Raw genomic sequence first — 15,397 nt, forward strand, 5'->3', positions numbered from 1 at the left:
GTAAGAAAATTTCTTTTTCATCATCCAATAATTTTGATCCTTATTTATGATGTTTTTTGTTTTATTAATACATAAAATATTTTTAACGTATTACCCTTTATACATGAAATAAATTTGATTTGCGATATAATCTGAACTAAAGTGAAGTCCATTCCTTATCCACCACATGATGATACCTACCAAAGAGGCTGTTTTAATATCAACTGCAACATAATCATCAGGTAAATTCTTTTTCGTATTCTCTCTTCTCGTCTCTATTAATTGCTTTAAAAATAAAAATAATTGTTCCTCAAATTGATTCATTTTAAATAAAATAAATAAATAATTTCGGTGAATATATAAATAATCAAGTAATTGCGTTAGCTTTTGTTTTTCTGATAAATCTTTTTCATGTATTAAATCAGCAACTTTATTAGAAAGCTCCTTTAAAATCTCGCTTGTGATTTGGTCTAGTAAATCTTGAATATCTTGATAATGTAAGTAAAAGGTCGTTCGATTTAATCCTGCCTTTGTTGCTACTTTTTGAACCGTTAAGCTTGATATACTAGGATTCTCACATAAGAGAGAAAAAACAGCATTTTTAAACATGTCTCTTGAACGAACTGTACGAGGATCTTCTTTTTTAGATGTAGACATTTTTAAACTCCTTTATAGATTTTCTCTTTACTTACTCGACAGTGCATACCTTCTATGTCGAGTAATGAACATTTTCAAAAAAACTGTTCATGGTCAAGGGAAATTTATTTTGTTAGCATTAATTTTATCGACACAATGTCGATAAATCAAGAAAACACTGAAGGAGTTTACCAATGCAAAAGGAAATATCAGAAAGAAATAAAAAAATTATATTAGTTGTCCTCATTGCCGGCTGTTTTTTATCAACATTAAATCAGACTTTATTAAATGTGGCGATGAGTAATTTAATGGAGGTATTTGATGTTACGGCCGCAACAGTGCAATGGCTATCGACAGGCTTTATGCTCATAAATGGTGTTTTAGTGCCAATTACTGCATTTTTAATGAAAAGATTTACAACAAGGCAGCTATTTATTAGCTCGATGCTCTCTTTGTTTATTGGGACTGTTCTCTGTGCATGCGCCATGAATTTTAGCATTCTGTTAACAGGAAGAATGATTCAAGCAGTTGGAGCAGGCATTATTATACCACTAATGATGACTGTTATTTTATATTTGTACCCTAGTGAAAAACGTGGAAGTATTATGGGGACCATCGGCTTCGCCATAATTTTTGCGCCAGCCATCGCGCCAACATTATCTGGATTTATCATTGAATATGTATCTTGGAGATGGCTATTTATTGGATTAGCTCCATTTGTATTCATAGTTATTATTTTCGCACATAAATATTTAATGAATGTTGCTGATACAACAAAAACAAAATTAGATATCGTAAGTGTGATTTTATCAACTATCGGCTTTGGTTGTGTTATATTCGGATTTAGTAGTGCAGGAAGCAAAGGATGGGATCATTCAGTTGTTATTACAACAATTATTATCGGTATAATCGGTACAGCTTTATTCTGTTTACGTCAAATAAAGTCTAACGATCCATTATTGAATTTATCAGTATTTAAATATAAAGTTTTCACTCTTACATCAATCATTAACGTACTAATTACGATGATTATGTATGCTGATTTAATTCTCTTGCCGATTTACTTACAAAATGGACGAGGTTTTACCGCATTCGAATCCGGTCTACTTTTATTACCTGGAGCTGTCATTAATGCTTTCTTATCACCTATCACAGGGAAAATGTTTGATAAATACGGAGCGAAGCCTCTTTTTATTACAGGTTTAATATGTATCATTATTTCGATGTGGGGTGTAATGGATTTGACTGATTCCACAACTTATATGTATTTAATGGTTCGTACCATTATTCTACGAATTGGGTTAAGCTTCATTTCAATGCCTTTAAATACAGCAGGATTAAACGCTTTACCAAGAGAACTCGGTTCACATGGTTCAGCGGTAAATAATACCATTCGCCAATTAGCAGGTGCTATTGGAACAGCAGTTATCATCACAGTTTATACGATTCAGTCAACTTCATATACTTTACAGTTATCTAGTAAAAATGGAAACATATCAGCTATGCAAGTAACAAAATTAACTTCTATCTTCAGCTCAAGTGATGCATACGTATTTATGTTAGTCTTATCTTTTGTAGCTTTGATTATTGCATGTTTTATGCCTAAAAAAGTAGCACTCGAAAGATACGAAAGTAAATCTTAAAATAACCTACTCGTTTTTGAACTGTACCATATAATATCGACAGTTTAATAAAAAAGACCTTTAAAAATTAAGCACTTAAAAGATGGCTCAGGAATTGTACCAGAGTCATCTTTTTGAGTGTCCATTGTTAACAATCATAATTATAATCGTGTATATAATCCTCAATTACTATTTGAAAAGACTGATTATTTTCAACGCTATTATTCCCCTTATTATTCATTTGCACCATATACAAGAAGAATATCTTTGGAATTTTTAATACAGCATAACAGCTTAGCACATATTACTCTTAAGGAGTGATATGTATATGGATTTTCTTTCACCTGAATATTGGTCTGCCTTACTTGCGATTATTGTAATTGATTTAGTTTTAGCTGGTGATAATGCCATTGTAATTGGATTATCAGCAAGGCGATTACCAAAAGATCAACAAAAGAAAGTTATCATTTGGGGAACTGTTGGAGCAATCGCTATAAGAGCCGCTGCCACCTTAGTTGTTGTTTGGTTATTAAAAATACCAGGATTACTTCTAATTGGCGGTGTATTGCTCATTTGGATCGCTTACAAATTGATTGCTGAGGGCAAAAATCATGATATTAAGGCAGAAGAAGGATTTTGGTCTGCTATTAAAACCATTATTATAGCTGATGCGTTAATGGGAATTGATAACGTACTCGCTGTTGCCGGAGCTGCGCATGGTAATTTTTCTTTAGTAATCATTGGGCTATTAGTTTCAATTCCAGTAGTCGTATGGGGAAGTACATTAATTTTAAAATGGGTGGACCGTTTTCCTGTCATCATTACGATTGGAGCAGCTGTTTTAGCATATACTGCTGCAAAAATGATTGTAAGTGAAAAGTGGTTCGCCGGATTTTTCGAAGGAAACCTTTTAATTAAGTGGGGATTCATCATTATTATCATTGCCGGTGTAGTATTCTTTGGCAAGTCAAAACAGCAAATAAAAGATGGTTCTATATAATGACGATATAATTAAATTTACAAACAAAAGCGCTACTCATATGAGCAGCGCCTTTTAGTATTTATTTAGTTTCCCCGTCTTCAGTCGTCTTCACCTTCGTTTTATTTTTATCACGATGGTTATAGTTGTACTTAGAACGATCTACTGGAGTGAAGCCCTCTGGTGTGTAGAATCGTAATAAGTCGCCGTTAACAACTTGGTCAGAGTATTTAAGTGATTTTTGAACCATTTGTTCATTTTGTTTTATTTCATCTGTAAATTCTACAGGTTTCCCAGTCGCTGTATCATAATATTTGCCGTTAAGTGCTGTAACTGTTGGGCTTACGTAGTTACCGTTACGGAACGGAACGACTTGTTTATGCTCTGGTGATAATAAATCTGATCCGAATTGGACATAATTTTTTGTATCTGTACCTAGTAAGTGTAATAACGTTGGAAGAACGTCAATTTCTCCGCCGTATTGATGTTGTACGCCGCCCTTCATTCCGGGAACACGAATGATTAATGGTACACGTTGTAATTGGGCATTTTCAAATGAGTTCATTTCTTTACCCATTACTTGAGACATTGCTGCGCCATGATTATCTGAAATACCGTAATGGTCACCGTACATCACAATAATTGAGTTATCGTATAAACCAGATTGTTTCAAGTAATCCATAAAGCCTTTTACAGACTCATCTAAATAGCGTGCTGTTTGGAAGTACGTATCAACTGATGAGTCACCTGTTTTCGCTGGTTCAATCGTTGCTTCCGCTTTATCAATAGGATAAGGGAAATGATTCGATAACGTAATAAACTTCGTATAGAACGGTTGTTTTAACGTTTGTAATAACGGTATTGATTCATTAAAGAATGGTTTATCTTTTAAACCATAATTTACTACATCTTTTTCGTTCATATCATAGTATGACGCATCAAAGAATTTATTAAAACCAAATGATTTATAAATATCATCACGGTTCCAAAACGTTTTGTAGTTACCATGGAACACCGCTGATGTGTATCCTTGTTGACCTAAAATAGCTGGTGCTGATTGATACGTGTTATGAGCTTTATTTGTAAAAACAGATCCTTGCGGTAAACCAAACATTGAGTTCTCTAACATGAACTCTGCATCAGAAGTTTTACCTTGTCCTGTTTGATGGAAGAAGTTATCAAAGTATAACGTATTCGCATCTTTTGTAAACGAATTTAAGAACGGTGTAACTTCTTGACCATTTAATTTATAATCGATTAAAAAGTTTTGGAATGACTCTAAGTGAATATAAATTACGTTCATTCCTTTTCCTTTACCGAAGTACTCCGGATTCGGACTTGCATATGTTGATGTAAGATAGTTTCTAACCTCTGTCATATTATCTCCATCAGCTAATGCTCGTTCTGTTGATGCTTTCGCACTTTGAATGCCATCATAAATCGTATAGTTGTATGCCCCTAAATATTTCACAATATAATTGCGGTCAAATGTTCTTGTTAATAATTCAGGACGGTCAGATTCTGCAAGACCTAAGTTAACGCTAAAGAATAAAATACCTGCTACAAATACTAGAGATAATTTATGCTTTGCAACACGAATTGGTTTAGGATTTACAAATTTTGTTGCGACTAAAACAATTAAAATGATTGTATCTAAGAAATATAGTGGATCATATAAGTGTAGCAATGCAAAAATACTACCACCTAAATCTCCAAAGTTATTCGTTTGTGTTAATGTCGGGAACGTAATAAAATCGCTGAAAAAGCGGTAATATACTACGTTTGCGTATAAAAGTATAGACATTAGCAAATTAATAACAATTAACCAAATGTAAGCTCGTTTCCCCTTTGCGAATAATGCGAGCCCTAAAAATAAAACTGCTGAACTAAGCGGGTTGAAAAACAGTAAAAACTTTTGGATAGTGTTTGATATCCCTAAATTAAATTCTGTCACATATGCTGCGTATGTTTTTAACCAGAATAAAATAACGGCAAACACGAAAAATCCAAAGTGATTGCTTAACACTCGCTTACTCTTTAATAGTAATTGTTTCATCTCTCCACCTCTTTTGATCATCCAAGGCTTATTTTGATATAAGTCTGTCTCTCTATTCAATTTTTCTTCTTCAAATAGATTTTTTTATTTAACTATATGAAGAATATTAGTAATTATAATTTGTAGCCTTTATTTATTCAACTATTTCTTTTTAAACATTTTGACCTTGGTTTCTATTTAACTAAATTAATTTGTAACATTTCCTGTTTTCTCCCAAGATTCATCCACTAATTATGACTCCACATACTATAAACCTTTATTTATTCATTCGCAAACAAATCTATCTCCAATTTTGGCATATTCATGTAAACTACCCAATTTCATAAAATAAAAAGTGTAATATTTCTTCAGGTACAACATCAAAATCCCTTACCACCGTAAAAGTTATTCTTAAATAATTATTCATTTTAGTCATCCTTAATTTATATACAAAAATAGCCTCTCTATTCAACAAAACCCCCGCTCTCATAAAAGAAAGCGAGGGTTTTCATCATGTATTATTGACCTTTATACATTGCATCTACTTGTTTTTGAAGCTCATCATTTTCTAAGAACTCATCGTAAGAAGCCTCTTTATCGATTACACCGTTTGGCGTTACTTCGATAATGCGGTTTGCAATTGTCTGTACGAACTGATGGTCATGAGATGTAAATAAGATTGTACCTTTGAATGCGATTAAACCGTTGTTTAATGCAGTGATAGACTCAAGGTCTAAGTGGTTCGTTGGATCGTCAAGTGTGATTACGTTCGCACCACTTAACATCATTTTAGATAGCATACAACGAACTTTTTCTCCTCCAGATAATACAGAAACGTTCTTCTTAACTTCTTCACCTGAGAATAACATACGACCTAAGAAACCACGTAAGAAGCTTTCTGACTCATCTTGTGGAGAGAATTGGCGTAACCATTCAACTAGGTTGTAATCACTGTTCTCAAAGTACTTAGAGTTATCTCTTGGGAAGTATGATTGAGATGTTGTAACGCCCCATTTGAATGAACCGCTATCTGGCTCCATTTCACCCATTAGGATTTTAAATAATGTTGTCATTGCAATATCATTACGACCAATAAATGCAACTTTATCACCTTTGTTTAAAGTGAAGTACACATTATCTAACACTTTTTCACCATCAATTGTTTTAGAAAGACCTTCAACAGTTAATAAATCATTTCCTACCTCACGTTCTGGTGTGAAGCCAACGAATGGGTAACGGCGTGATGATGGCTTAATATCATCTAATGTAATTTTATCTAATAATTTTTTACGAGAAGTCGCTTGCTTCGCTTTAGATGCGTTTGAACTAAAGCGTGCAATGAAGTTTTGTAACTCTTTTACTTTCTCTTCTTTTTTCTTATTAGCATCTTGCGTTAATTTTAAAGCTAATTGGCTTGACTCGTACCAGAAGTCATAGTTACCAACATAAAGTTGAATTTTACCGAAATCAAGGTCAGCCATGTGCGTACATACTTTATTTAAGAAGTGACGGTCATGGGATACAACGATAACTGTATTTTCAAAGTTCATTAAGAAGTTTTCTAACCATTGGATCGCTTTTAAGTCCAAGTGGTTGGTAGGCTCATCTAGTAAAAGAATGTCAGGTTGGCCGAATAATGCTTGCGCAAGTAATACTTTTACTTTCTCTGCACCAGTTAATTCAGACATTTTCTTATCATGAAGATCTTCACCAATACCCAGACCTTTTAGTAGGATTGCAGCTTCTGATTCTGCTTCCCAACCGTTAAGCTCAGCAAACTCACCTTCAAGTTCAGCGGCACGCATACCATCTTCATCACTAAAATCTTCTTTCATGTAAATTGCATTTTTCTCTTGCATTACTTTGTATAGTTGTGTGTGACCCATAATTACTGTTTCTAATACTGGGAACTCTTCATATTCGAAGTGGTTCTGTTTTAATACTGCTAGACGCTCACCTGGCGTAATATGTATGTCACCTGTTGATGGTTCGATTTCCCCAGATAAAATCTTTAGAAATGTCGATTTACCAGCACCGTTTGCTCCGATTAAACCGTAGCAATTACCTGGCGTGAATTTTATGTTAACATCTTCAAATAATTTGCGATCCGCAAAACGCAAACTAACGTTACTTACTGTAATCATTTGTGTCCTCCTACTAATACCGCTGATACCAGCGTTTTCTCACCGATTGTCTTAAAAATCGCATATTACGACTCAATTATTGTAGACTATAGCTATTATATAGTAGAAGCTGGATGAATAGCAACGGTTGATTGACTTTCTATAATGAAATCGATAGTTTTTCATCCAAACTACTAGCCATTTCATGTATATCATCGAACTCTCTCTAATATACCCATCCCTTCCTCATTCCTTAATATATTTGATTAAGTTTTTATATACCGAAAAAACTGTAGAGAAAACATTTATCAAGACCTAATTTTATAAAATGTTTTAATATAAATCCCTTCAACATATTATATATGTCTAATATGTTCGGGAATTTTATTATTTACATTCGTTCTTCGTTATATGGGGTCCCATCACATCGCTATCTAGCTAAGATTGCGCCAGGAAAACTTCAGAAAAAAGCTCACTCCTTATCTATTTTTATATAAGGAGTGAGCTTTTTTTGCTATGGATAATGATTAGTTAGGTTAATTTTACATGTATACGAGATTTATCATTATTCATCATGAACTTTTATTGATGGTATTTTTATATATATTTATTCATAAGAATGGAACTAGCTTAGTATTTACTGGGGGGTATTAAGAATGAATAGGGATGAAACCTCATTACATCCTGATACGGGTGTTACGTCTGTAATGTTTGTTGAACGATCATTAAATGAAATTCGCTTTTGGTCTAGAATCATGAAGGAGCATTCTTTTTTTCTTCGATTGGGGTTTAGATGCGAGGATACCCAACTAATCGAAGAGGCTAATCAATTTTATCGATTGTTTGAACATATCGAACAAATAGCGTATTCCTATACAAATGAAACAGAACCTGGGCAAATAAAAAGATTTAATTCAGAAGTACAACAAGCCGCAACTAATATTTTTGGATTTAAACGAAAAATTCTAGGATTAATTCTAACATGTAAATTGCCAGGACAAAATAATTTTCCACTGTTAGTTGACCATACAAGTAGGGAAGCTAATTATTTTAGAAATCGTTTAATTGAATTAAATGAAGGTAAATTAGATGCCCTTCCTGATGCTATTATTAAAGAAAATGTTTTCTTTTTAAGGATTATGGCAGACCATGCTAAATTTATTGGTCATCTTCTTGACCCATCGGAAAGAAAGCTTGTAGATACAGCCCGGAATTTTAGCAATGATTTTGATGAATTGATGTATCAAGCAATTGACTTAGAATCTATGAAACCACAATCTCAAACAGTTCCTCTTTTAGATCAATTTTTAGATCAAAATCGTGTGTCAGTCACATCTCTTCGGGATTTTAAGAAAACAGCACGTGATTTAATTGAGCAGTGCAAAATAAAGAGTATCATTCATCCATTATTAGCAGACCATGTGTTTCGTGAAGCTGATAGATTTCTTGAAATAATTGATATGTTTGATGCTCATCTCACAAATATTAAATCACAATCTAGATAGTAGCAGATAAAGAAAGGTACTATTTTGCCTTAAGCTGAGAAGTTAACAATTTATTGTTAGCTTCTTTTCCTTGTGATGGATTCATACGTTATTTTATTAAATATTCCCAAAGGGATTTTTAACCCCTTTGTTTATAGTCTTTTGAATGTATAATTTCTTTTTATAAATTGAAGATATTAGGAGAATTGATGGGAAGGCAATGGTTTCGGGAATTTGAAAGTAAACTAATAATAAAAAGTTTGCTTTCATGGATGATAAAGGAGTTTAATTATTTAAAGGGGATTTTATAGCTATTTCCAGAATGAATATAATACATTTTTATATTAAGTTATGGGGATGTTGGTTGTTATAAAACGAATTATAAAAAAGGTATTATGATAGGTTTATTATGTGTATTTGTTTTTTCGTTAGGTGGTTGTGACTTTTGGGATGGATTTAAAGATGGAATCAGTTCTAAGACTGAAAAAGTAGAAAATCAGGAGAAAAAATAAACCTTTATAGATGTTTTGAAGAAAAAAAGACGACCTATTTTATGTCGTCTTTCGTTTTTCTTTTAGAACTATGCTTTAATAAAAATGTTTTATACATTTACGCATATTTAGAGGTTAACCCTTTGCTTCGCTTCTCCCAATCTTTGCCTCACACCCAAAAATAAGGGAGCAGATCCCCTGCTCTACAGGTTGACTACGAATTCGTCGATTCATGGTAACCCAAGTGGCTGTAAACAATATCATTAATAGTATTACAATGATATACAATCCGGTTTGAGGTATCATGATACCAATCATTACGCCCATTAATCCTCTCATTGCTCCTGTTACAATCCCATTTAATATGGGGATCATATCTTGAAATGGAAAACTGATAATACCACTAACAAAAACACCAATCAGGAGTCCTAAAACATAGGCCGTACTTAGATGGTGACTCATAACGGCTCCAATAACTACACAAACTGTCATTGTAGAAAGCATTCCTAAGGACATCGGAAGTGAATGGACAATTATATTAGATTGTTCATTGAATTTGGATAAACGATTTCGTTGCTTCCAGAGTGTAAAAATAATATGACAAATGAGCAGTGCACAAATAAATAAAATAACAACGGCAAAGGGCCACGATATACCCACAGTATTCATATGATTCATTTCATGTCCCAATTATATTTCCCTCCCACTTGGTATTTCAGGCAATATTCGGGTTTTTTGGGGTCTTTCTGCCCTATTAAATATATATGTAAAACATTTTCGGGAACTGCTTTACAATTGCAATCGTTATTGTGTCCGCCATTTGTAAGGCTTCCGCTTCAATTTTTTCAAAAACAGTAATACTGGATTTAAAATCACCTTGGAGCATAAGTACTGCCTCCATTTTAGTAAGTGCCAAATGCTCGAAAAACATTTTTTGAAATTCCTCTCTTGAAATAAAAGGATTTATTCTATTTAGAAATTGGGAAATTTCTGCTCCATTTACGTACCACCTTCTCTCGGCAGCCGTTGCAGTCTCTTGATTTCCAGCTTTTGCAGCTTTGACAAGTTCCGCAGCAATTACCAGGTGTTCCCTTATTAAGTTGTTGTACATTGAAGCTATTTCATTTCCATAATAAGGTTTTAGCAAATCTCCCATATCTACAGCATTGCGAAGAAGACGAGCGGTAACAACATCTATATCTGGTAAACCAAAAACTATGCTAATGATTGTCATCCTAGTCCAATATACATGTTGTTCCCAAGCTGAACGCATAGATTTACTTAAATTAACTTTCTGTTGTGTATAAACAAGGTTTCCGCCCCCATGACATTGATGGTTATGGTCACACCTACAATTTTCTCCACACTGACAATAGGGATTCAAACAAGCTGAATTGGAACAATTACGTTGATAATAAGGATAACCACCGGAATATCCTTGTTCATTTTGCCACATCTTTATTCCCCCGAAAAACTTTCATTTTCATAAAAATATAGGCATTTATAATCATCATCATATGTAATTTTCAGCTGATTTAGAATTGCAAGAAGAAGATAAAACGACGTCGAAAGAAATCAGGAGAATGTAGATTTAGGATATTCAGATATTGGTATGAGTCTTAGGAGGCATTGTATTGATATCTTAAAGTCCATGCAAGAGTAGATAAAATTCAGAGAAAATATAGCTTATCCAGACCTAAATTGAAAAAAGATAGATAAAAGACATAACATATTGGTCGTATAAAATATGTTATGTCTTTTCTTTTTCAGCTTATCCACCTGTTAACTTAATAAAAAAACATTAAGTTTTTTCTAAAATTGATTTAACGAAAGCAGGTTTCTCTTCTACGTATTTATTTTTATTATTTTTATTTAACTTTGCTAAATTAAGTTTGAGCTGTTCATAATCAATTCTTGCCCCATCATTTAAAGACTCTTTTCATACTCTACTTTGTTAGTTCAAGAAGAAATTGAACATAATATCCTCTTCTTAGTGTAGTCTATTTAAAAACATTCTCTACAGTTTTTTATTTCGTATTTACTATTTTCTCTTTATAACTCTTCAATTTATTCGTCAATCCTATTAAAGCAGGTAACAATATTGGCATCACAATTAAGGCTAATAGTAAAAGAGCCACGCCCACAACTGATGCTACTTGTATTAGCGTCAGTACTCCGGATGGAATTAATGCTGCAAATGTACCGCCTAAAATAAGTGCCGCTGATAATACGACTCCTCCTATATGACGAGATGCATTTACAATTTTCGTTACGGAATCCCCTTCTAGCTCATTGTAGCGCATCATTAAGAAAATGCTATAATCCACTCCTAGGGCAACAATCATAATAAAGCTAAAGAATGGGACATTCCAGCTTAATGACTCAACGTTTAATACATGTGTACTAATTAGTTCACTTATACCAAGTGATGCGAAGTACGCTAATATTAATGATCCAATAATAAAGATTGAATTTAAGAATGAACGGGTAATCACGATTAATACAATCGCAATTCCAATTAACATAATCGTAGCTGTACGTAAGAAATCTTGTTGCGTGACTTCTTTTAAATCAACGTTTCTAGCTGTTGTTCCGCCTATTGCTTTTTTCGCCGATTTTAATTCTGTACCATTTAACGTACCATCTATCGTTTTATTAATTTCTTGAATGATTGGCATCGCTTCTTTTGAATACGGGTTTACATCTAAAATGATTGTCATTTTAGCAGTCTTTCTATCATCTGACATGTACGTATTCAATGCTTTTTGGAAATCTTCTCCCTCTAACACTTCTTTTGGAATATAAAATTTCTCTGAGCTTTTCGATTCATTAAGTTCACCTAAATATTTTTGAGCATCCCCTAGGCCATTACTTACTTTTCCAAGCCCTTCTGTACTTTTAGATAAGCCTGATTGTAATTGCCCCATCTTATCTTGTAGATCTTTCAGTCCAGTTAAAAGCTGACCTTGCCCATCATTTATTTTCGTTAATCCGGATTGTAACTCAGCTGATTTGTTCGCAATTTGTTTTGAACCTGTAGCTCCTTTGTTCAATCCATTTTTCAGCTCAGCGGCTCCTTTTTGTAACTTGGTAACTCCATTATTCATTTCCTTTAAGCCGTTATCTACTTTCAGTAACGATTGATTCGCTTCTTTAAATGAAGTCATCGCCGCTTTATGCTGTACCACTAATTGGTTTAATTCACTTGCAAGTCTATTTAATTGTTTCTGAGCTTCTTTCGCAATTCCTAATGTTTGCTGCACATTAGGATCGTTTGCTAATTCTGGTTTCGTTTGACTAAAATTGGTCATTAACATTTCAATTTGTTCATATCCTTTTTTCGCACCATCGATTGCTTGAGAAACACTTCCAAAGTATTCATCGTAAGAACTTAAACCTTTTTCTAACTGTGCATAACCCGCATGCAGCTGCGACGTTGCATTAGATAGGACATTTATATTTTCGTTTACTGAAGTTAACCCACTCTCAACTTGCTGTGCTCCTTGTGCACCGTCGTTTATGCCACTTGATAATTGATTTAAAGCTGTTCCTAATGCTGATACCCCATTCTTTGCCTCGTTCGTTCCATCAATTAACTTTTGAACATTCGCAAGACTATTTGAGTCATTACTACCCATTTTATCTTTTGCATCAGTTAATCCATCATTAATTTCTTTTATGCCACCATTGGCATCACCTAAGCCTGTGTTCAATTCTCCTGCTTGTTTATTTAAATATAATTCTTTTATCTTATCACCGGTTGGACGCGTCGGTGAATATACTTCTGAAACACCTTTAACTTTCGAAACTTTTTCAGTTAATTCATCTAAAGTTTGTAGAGAAGTTTCACCATCTAACTTTTTATCAGATTGAATGACTAACGTACTTGGTGAAGAGAAACCAGGCGGAAAATGATCTTCTATTACGTTAATCCCCATCTTCGATTCATACTTATTATCCACTTCAAATAAATCATTGTAATTAAGCGTGTTAGAGTATTTTAATACGAAAGGAATCGATATCACGAATACAATGATTAAAGCGATAAATGGTCTTGCTACTGAGTTTTTCGCAAAGAATCCCCATAATCGACTATCCTCATGCCCTTTAAATGTTTTAGCTGGATAAAACATTCCTTTTCCTAAAAGCACCATAAAAAATGGATTTAAAGTAGTTAATACAAGTAATAATACTGCGACACCAATTGCTACTGCTGAAGTAGATTGATATAATTTAAAACTCGCTAAAGCAAGTGATGCAAAACCAATTAGCACTGCTATCCCGCTATATAAAACGGTTTTACCTGCCGATTTAAACGTCTCTTTCGTAGCTAAAAATACATTTTCTTGTTTACTTAATTCTTCTTTAAACCTCGTATATAATAAAATGTTGTAGTCTGTTCCCACTCCAAACAGGACGACAACTACAAACACTTGTGTAAAGTTTGAAAACGGAAAATTAAATTGATCTACAAGATGGGCAATAATACCCATTGAAATTAAATACGATACACCGACTGTAAGAAGTGAAACAATCGGAACAATTGGTGAACGAAATACAATGATTAATACTACAAGAATGAAAATGATTGAAATAACTTCTGTCTTTTTCACTCCCTCTTGAGAGGATTTAAGAAAATCATCTCCGATTAAGTCACTTCCTGTTAAATATGTTTTTACTCCTTTCGGTTTAATTTTATTATGAAGCTCATCTGCAACTTTTGATATTTCACCATGTTTTTTATCTACAGCTATTTGCGTTAAAATAGTCGTATTGTCTTTAGAAATTAATTGTTTTTCCAAGTCTTTATTATCTAAATGTGAAACAACTTCCTTAATTCCTAATTTCTCTTTTTCATTTTGTAAAGCATTTATTGTTTTCTCTATTTCTTCTTTCTGTTCATTCGTTAAAGCGTTTTTATCTCCACTATTAAAAACCGCTATAATTTCATACTTTTCAACCCCTTCTTTATCCATCTCTTTTATCATCTTGTCAGCAATACTACTTTGTTCTGTATTAGGAATCGTAATTTGCCCTTTTTCTTTCACTAATTTATCCATATTAGGCATCGTTACGATCATTGTTATAGTAATAACTATCCATAATAGAGCGGATAAACTTCTCCAACTTTTTAGCTTGCTCATATGAATCATCTCCCGTTACTTGAGTTTCATGTTGCAAACAGAATGAATATTCATTCCTATTCTTTTAAAATTAATCTTTTTCGGAATGAACGTTCATTCCTATCATTCTATTATATTATTTATTAACCCTATTAATCTAATCTTATAGGAATGAATATTCATTCCTATCATTCCAAAGCTAAAGAATCAATTGATCCTTATAGCATTCCAACAACTCTCTTCCAATTCTTTTACCAATTCTTCTGTATACTCTAATTGCCCTGTTGCCATTACTTTAATTAATTTTTCAATTGGTTGATATACAATAATAATTAAAGCAATTGGTGGCAATGGACGAAGAAAACCTTTTTCGATTCCATCTTCTATCAAGTTCATGAAGAAGCCCATAAAGTCATCGAATATTTCATTACTATGTTCATCGAGAAAATAACTATCACAGTGAGAATTTGTAAAAAGAAAAGCATCCGCATTTTGTCTCGCAAATTCAAATAAACGTTTATACGTATGGCTAAACTGTTCACGAATATTTGCATCGACTGGAAAATCGGTTTTTATTAATTCCGATAGTTGTAAAACACATTTTGAAAATAAAGAATTAACAAGTGCCTCTTTATTTTCAAAATAACGGTAAATAGTACCTGCACCAACTTTTGCTTTTTCAGCAATCATCGGAATTGTTGTACCATCGTAACCTCGCTCTGCAAAAAGTTGTATTGCAGCATCAAAAATGTCCTCTTGTTTATTTTTAGCCATTTTTTCACCTCAATTTCCAGGAATGAAAATTCATTCCGTTTTTTATTATAAATTACATCGATTAAAAGTCAAGTGTTTCATAAAGTACTTTAGGGAACTATTTATAAACGGTGTAAAATTATTTTAACGATTTTCATCAAAGATTATCGTA

General features: G+C 33.1%; 10 protein-coding genes. 3 read left to right on the forward strand and 7 right to left on the reverse strand.

Annotation, left to right across the window (positions count from 1 at the left end; genetic code table 11):
- Window positions 1-90: 90 nt before the first annotated feature.
- On the reverse strand, window positions 91-636 hold the full coding sequence (locus ACQKNR_RS08360) for a TetR/AcrR family transcriptional regulator (protein WP_427316885.1): 546 nt from the start codon (window positions 634-636) through the stop codon (window positions 91-93).
- Between the two features lie 173 nt (window positions 637-809).
- Here ACQKNR_RS08360 and ACQKNR_RS08365 point away from each other — a divergent pair, with 173 nt between their 5' ends.
- Entirely contained in the window at window positions 810-2,258 is a 1,449-nt protein-coding gene (locus tag ACQKNR_RS08365; RefSeq protein WP_427316887.1) for a DHA2 family efflux MFS transporter permease subunit, read from the forward strand.
- Between the two features lie 307 nt (window positions 2,259-2,565).
- A complete protein-coding gene (locus ACQKNR_RS08370; RefSeq protein WP_427316889.1) occupies window positions 2,566-3,237 on the forward strand; it encodes a TerC family protein in 672 nt (223 codons plus the stop codon).
- A gap of 61 nt (window positions 3,238-3,298) precedes the next feature.
- Here ACQKNR_RS08370 and ACQKNR_RS08375 read toward each other — a convergent pair whose 3' ends face one another.
- Both ACQKNR_RS08375 and ACQKNR_RS08380 read right to left on the reverse strand, forming a co-directional pair.
- Complete coding sequence (locus ACQKNR_RS08375) at window positions 3,299-5,272, reverse strand: LTA synthase family protein (protein ID WP_427316891.1); 1,974 nt, start codon at window positions 5,270-5,272, stop codon at window positions 3,299-3,301.
- A gap of 497 nt (window positions 5,273-5,769) precedes the next feature.
- Complete coding sequence (locus tag ACQKNR_RS08380; RefSeq protein WP_427316893.1) at window positions 5,770-7,395, reverse strand: ABC-F family ATP-binding cassette domain-containing protein; 1,626 nt, start codon at window positions 7,393-7,395, stop codon at window positions 5,770-5,772.
- 635 nt (window positions 7,396-8,030) lie between these two features.
- Between ACQKNR_RS08380 and ACQKNR_RS08385 the strand changes: the two genes are divergently transcribed.
- On the forward strand, window positions 8,031-8,879 hold the full coding sequence (locus tag ACQKNR_RS08385; RefSeq protein WP_427316895.1) for a DUF2935 domain-containing protein: 849 nt from the start codon (window positions 8,031-8,033) through the stop codon (window positions 8,877-8,879).
- Between the two features lie 605 nt (window positions 8,880-9,484).
- Here ACQKNR_RS08385 and ACQKNR_RS08390 read toward each other — a convergent pair.
- The 4 genes from ACQKNR_RS08390 to ACQKNR_RS08405 all read right to left on the reverse strand — a co-directional run bounded on the left by ACQKNR_RS08390 (window position 9,485) and on the right by ACQKNR_RS08405 (window position 15,246).
- Window positions 9,485-10,039, reverse strand: coding sequence for a hypothetical protein (locus tag ACQKNR_RS08390; RefSeq protein ID WP_427316897.1), 555 nt, complete (start codon window positions 10,037-10,039; stop codon window positions 9,485-9,487).
- Window positions 10,040-10,103: 64 nt separating this feature from the next.
- Window positions 10,104-10,805, reverse strand: a complete 702-nt coding sequence (locus ACQKNR_RS08395; protein ID WP_427316899.1) for an acetylglutamate kinase — start codon at window positions 10,803-10,805, stop codon at window positions 10,104-10,106.
- Window positions 10,806-11,376: 571 nt separating this feature from the next.
- Window positions 11,377-14,493 carry an MMPL family transporter gene (locus ACQKNR_RS08400; RefSeq protein WP_427316901.1) on the reverse strand — a complete coding sequence of 1,039 codons (3,117 nt, stop codon included), beginning with the start codon at window positions 14,491-14,493 and terminating at the stop codon, window positions 11,377-11,379.
- A 186-nt stretch (window positions 14,494-14,679) separates the two neighbouring features.
- Window positions 14,680-15,246, reverse strand: a complete 567-nt coding sequence (locus tag ACQKNR_RS08405) for a TetR/AcrR family transcriptional regulator (RefSeq protein ID WP_427316903.1) — start codon at window positions 15,244-15,246, stop codon at window positions 14,680-14,682.
- Between the last annotated feature and the right edge of the window lie 151 nt (window positions 15,247-15,397).

The organism is Bacillus sp. NPDC094077 (genome assembly GCF_050279465.1).
GTDB lineage: Bacteria > Bacillota > Bacilli > Bacillales > Bacillaceae_G > Bacillus_A.

Excerpts from the sequence above, each read along its gene's own strand:
- ACQKNR_RS08385 (WP_427316895.1), top strand. The coding sequence starts at position 8,031 with ATGAATAGGGATGAAACCTCATTACATCCTGATACGGGTGTTACGTCT.
- ACQKNR_RS08360 (WP_427316885.1), bottom strand. The coding sequence starts at position 636 with ATGTCTACATCTAAAAAAGAAGATCCTCGTACAGTTCGTTCAAGAGAC.
- ACQKNR_RS08370 (WP_427316889.1), top strand. The coding sequence starts at position 2,566 with ATGGATTTTCTTTCACCTGAATATTGGTCTGCCTTACTTGCGATTATT.
- ACQKNR_RS08405 (WP_427316903.1), bottom strand. The coding sequence starts at position 15,246 with ATGGCTAAAAATAAACAAGAGGACATTTTTGATGCTGCAATACAACTT.
- ACQKNR_RS08380 (WP_427316893.1), bottom strand. The coding sequence starts at position 7,395 with ATGATTACAGTAAGTAACGTTAGTTTGCGTTTTGCGGATCGCAAATTA.
- ACQKNR_RS08400 (WP_427316901.1), bottom strand. The coding sequence starts at position 14,493 with ATGAGCAAGCTAAAAAGTTGGAGAAGTTTATCCGCTCTATTATGGATA.
- ACQKNR_RS08395 (WP_427316899.1), bottom strand. The coding sequence starts at position 10,805 with ATGTGGCAAAATGAACAAGGATATTCCGGTGGTTATCCTTATTATCAA.
- ACQKNR_RS08375 (WP_427316891.1), bottom strand. The coding sequence starts at position 5,272 with ATGAAACAATTACTATTAAAGAGTAAGCGAGTGTTAAGCAATCACTTT.
- ACQKNR_RS08365 (WP_427316887.1), top strand. The coding sequence starts at position 810 with ATGCAAAAGGAAATATCAGAAAGAAATAAAAAAATTATATTAGTTGTC.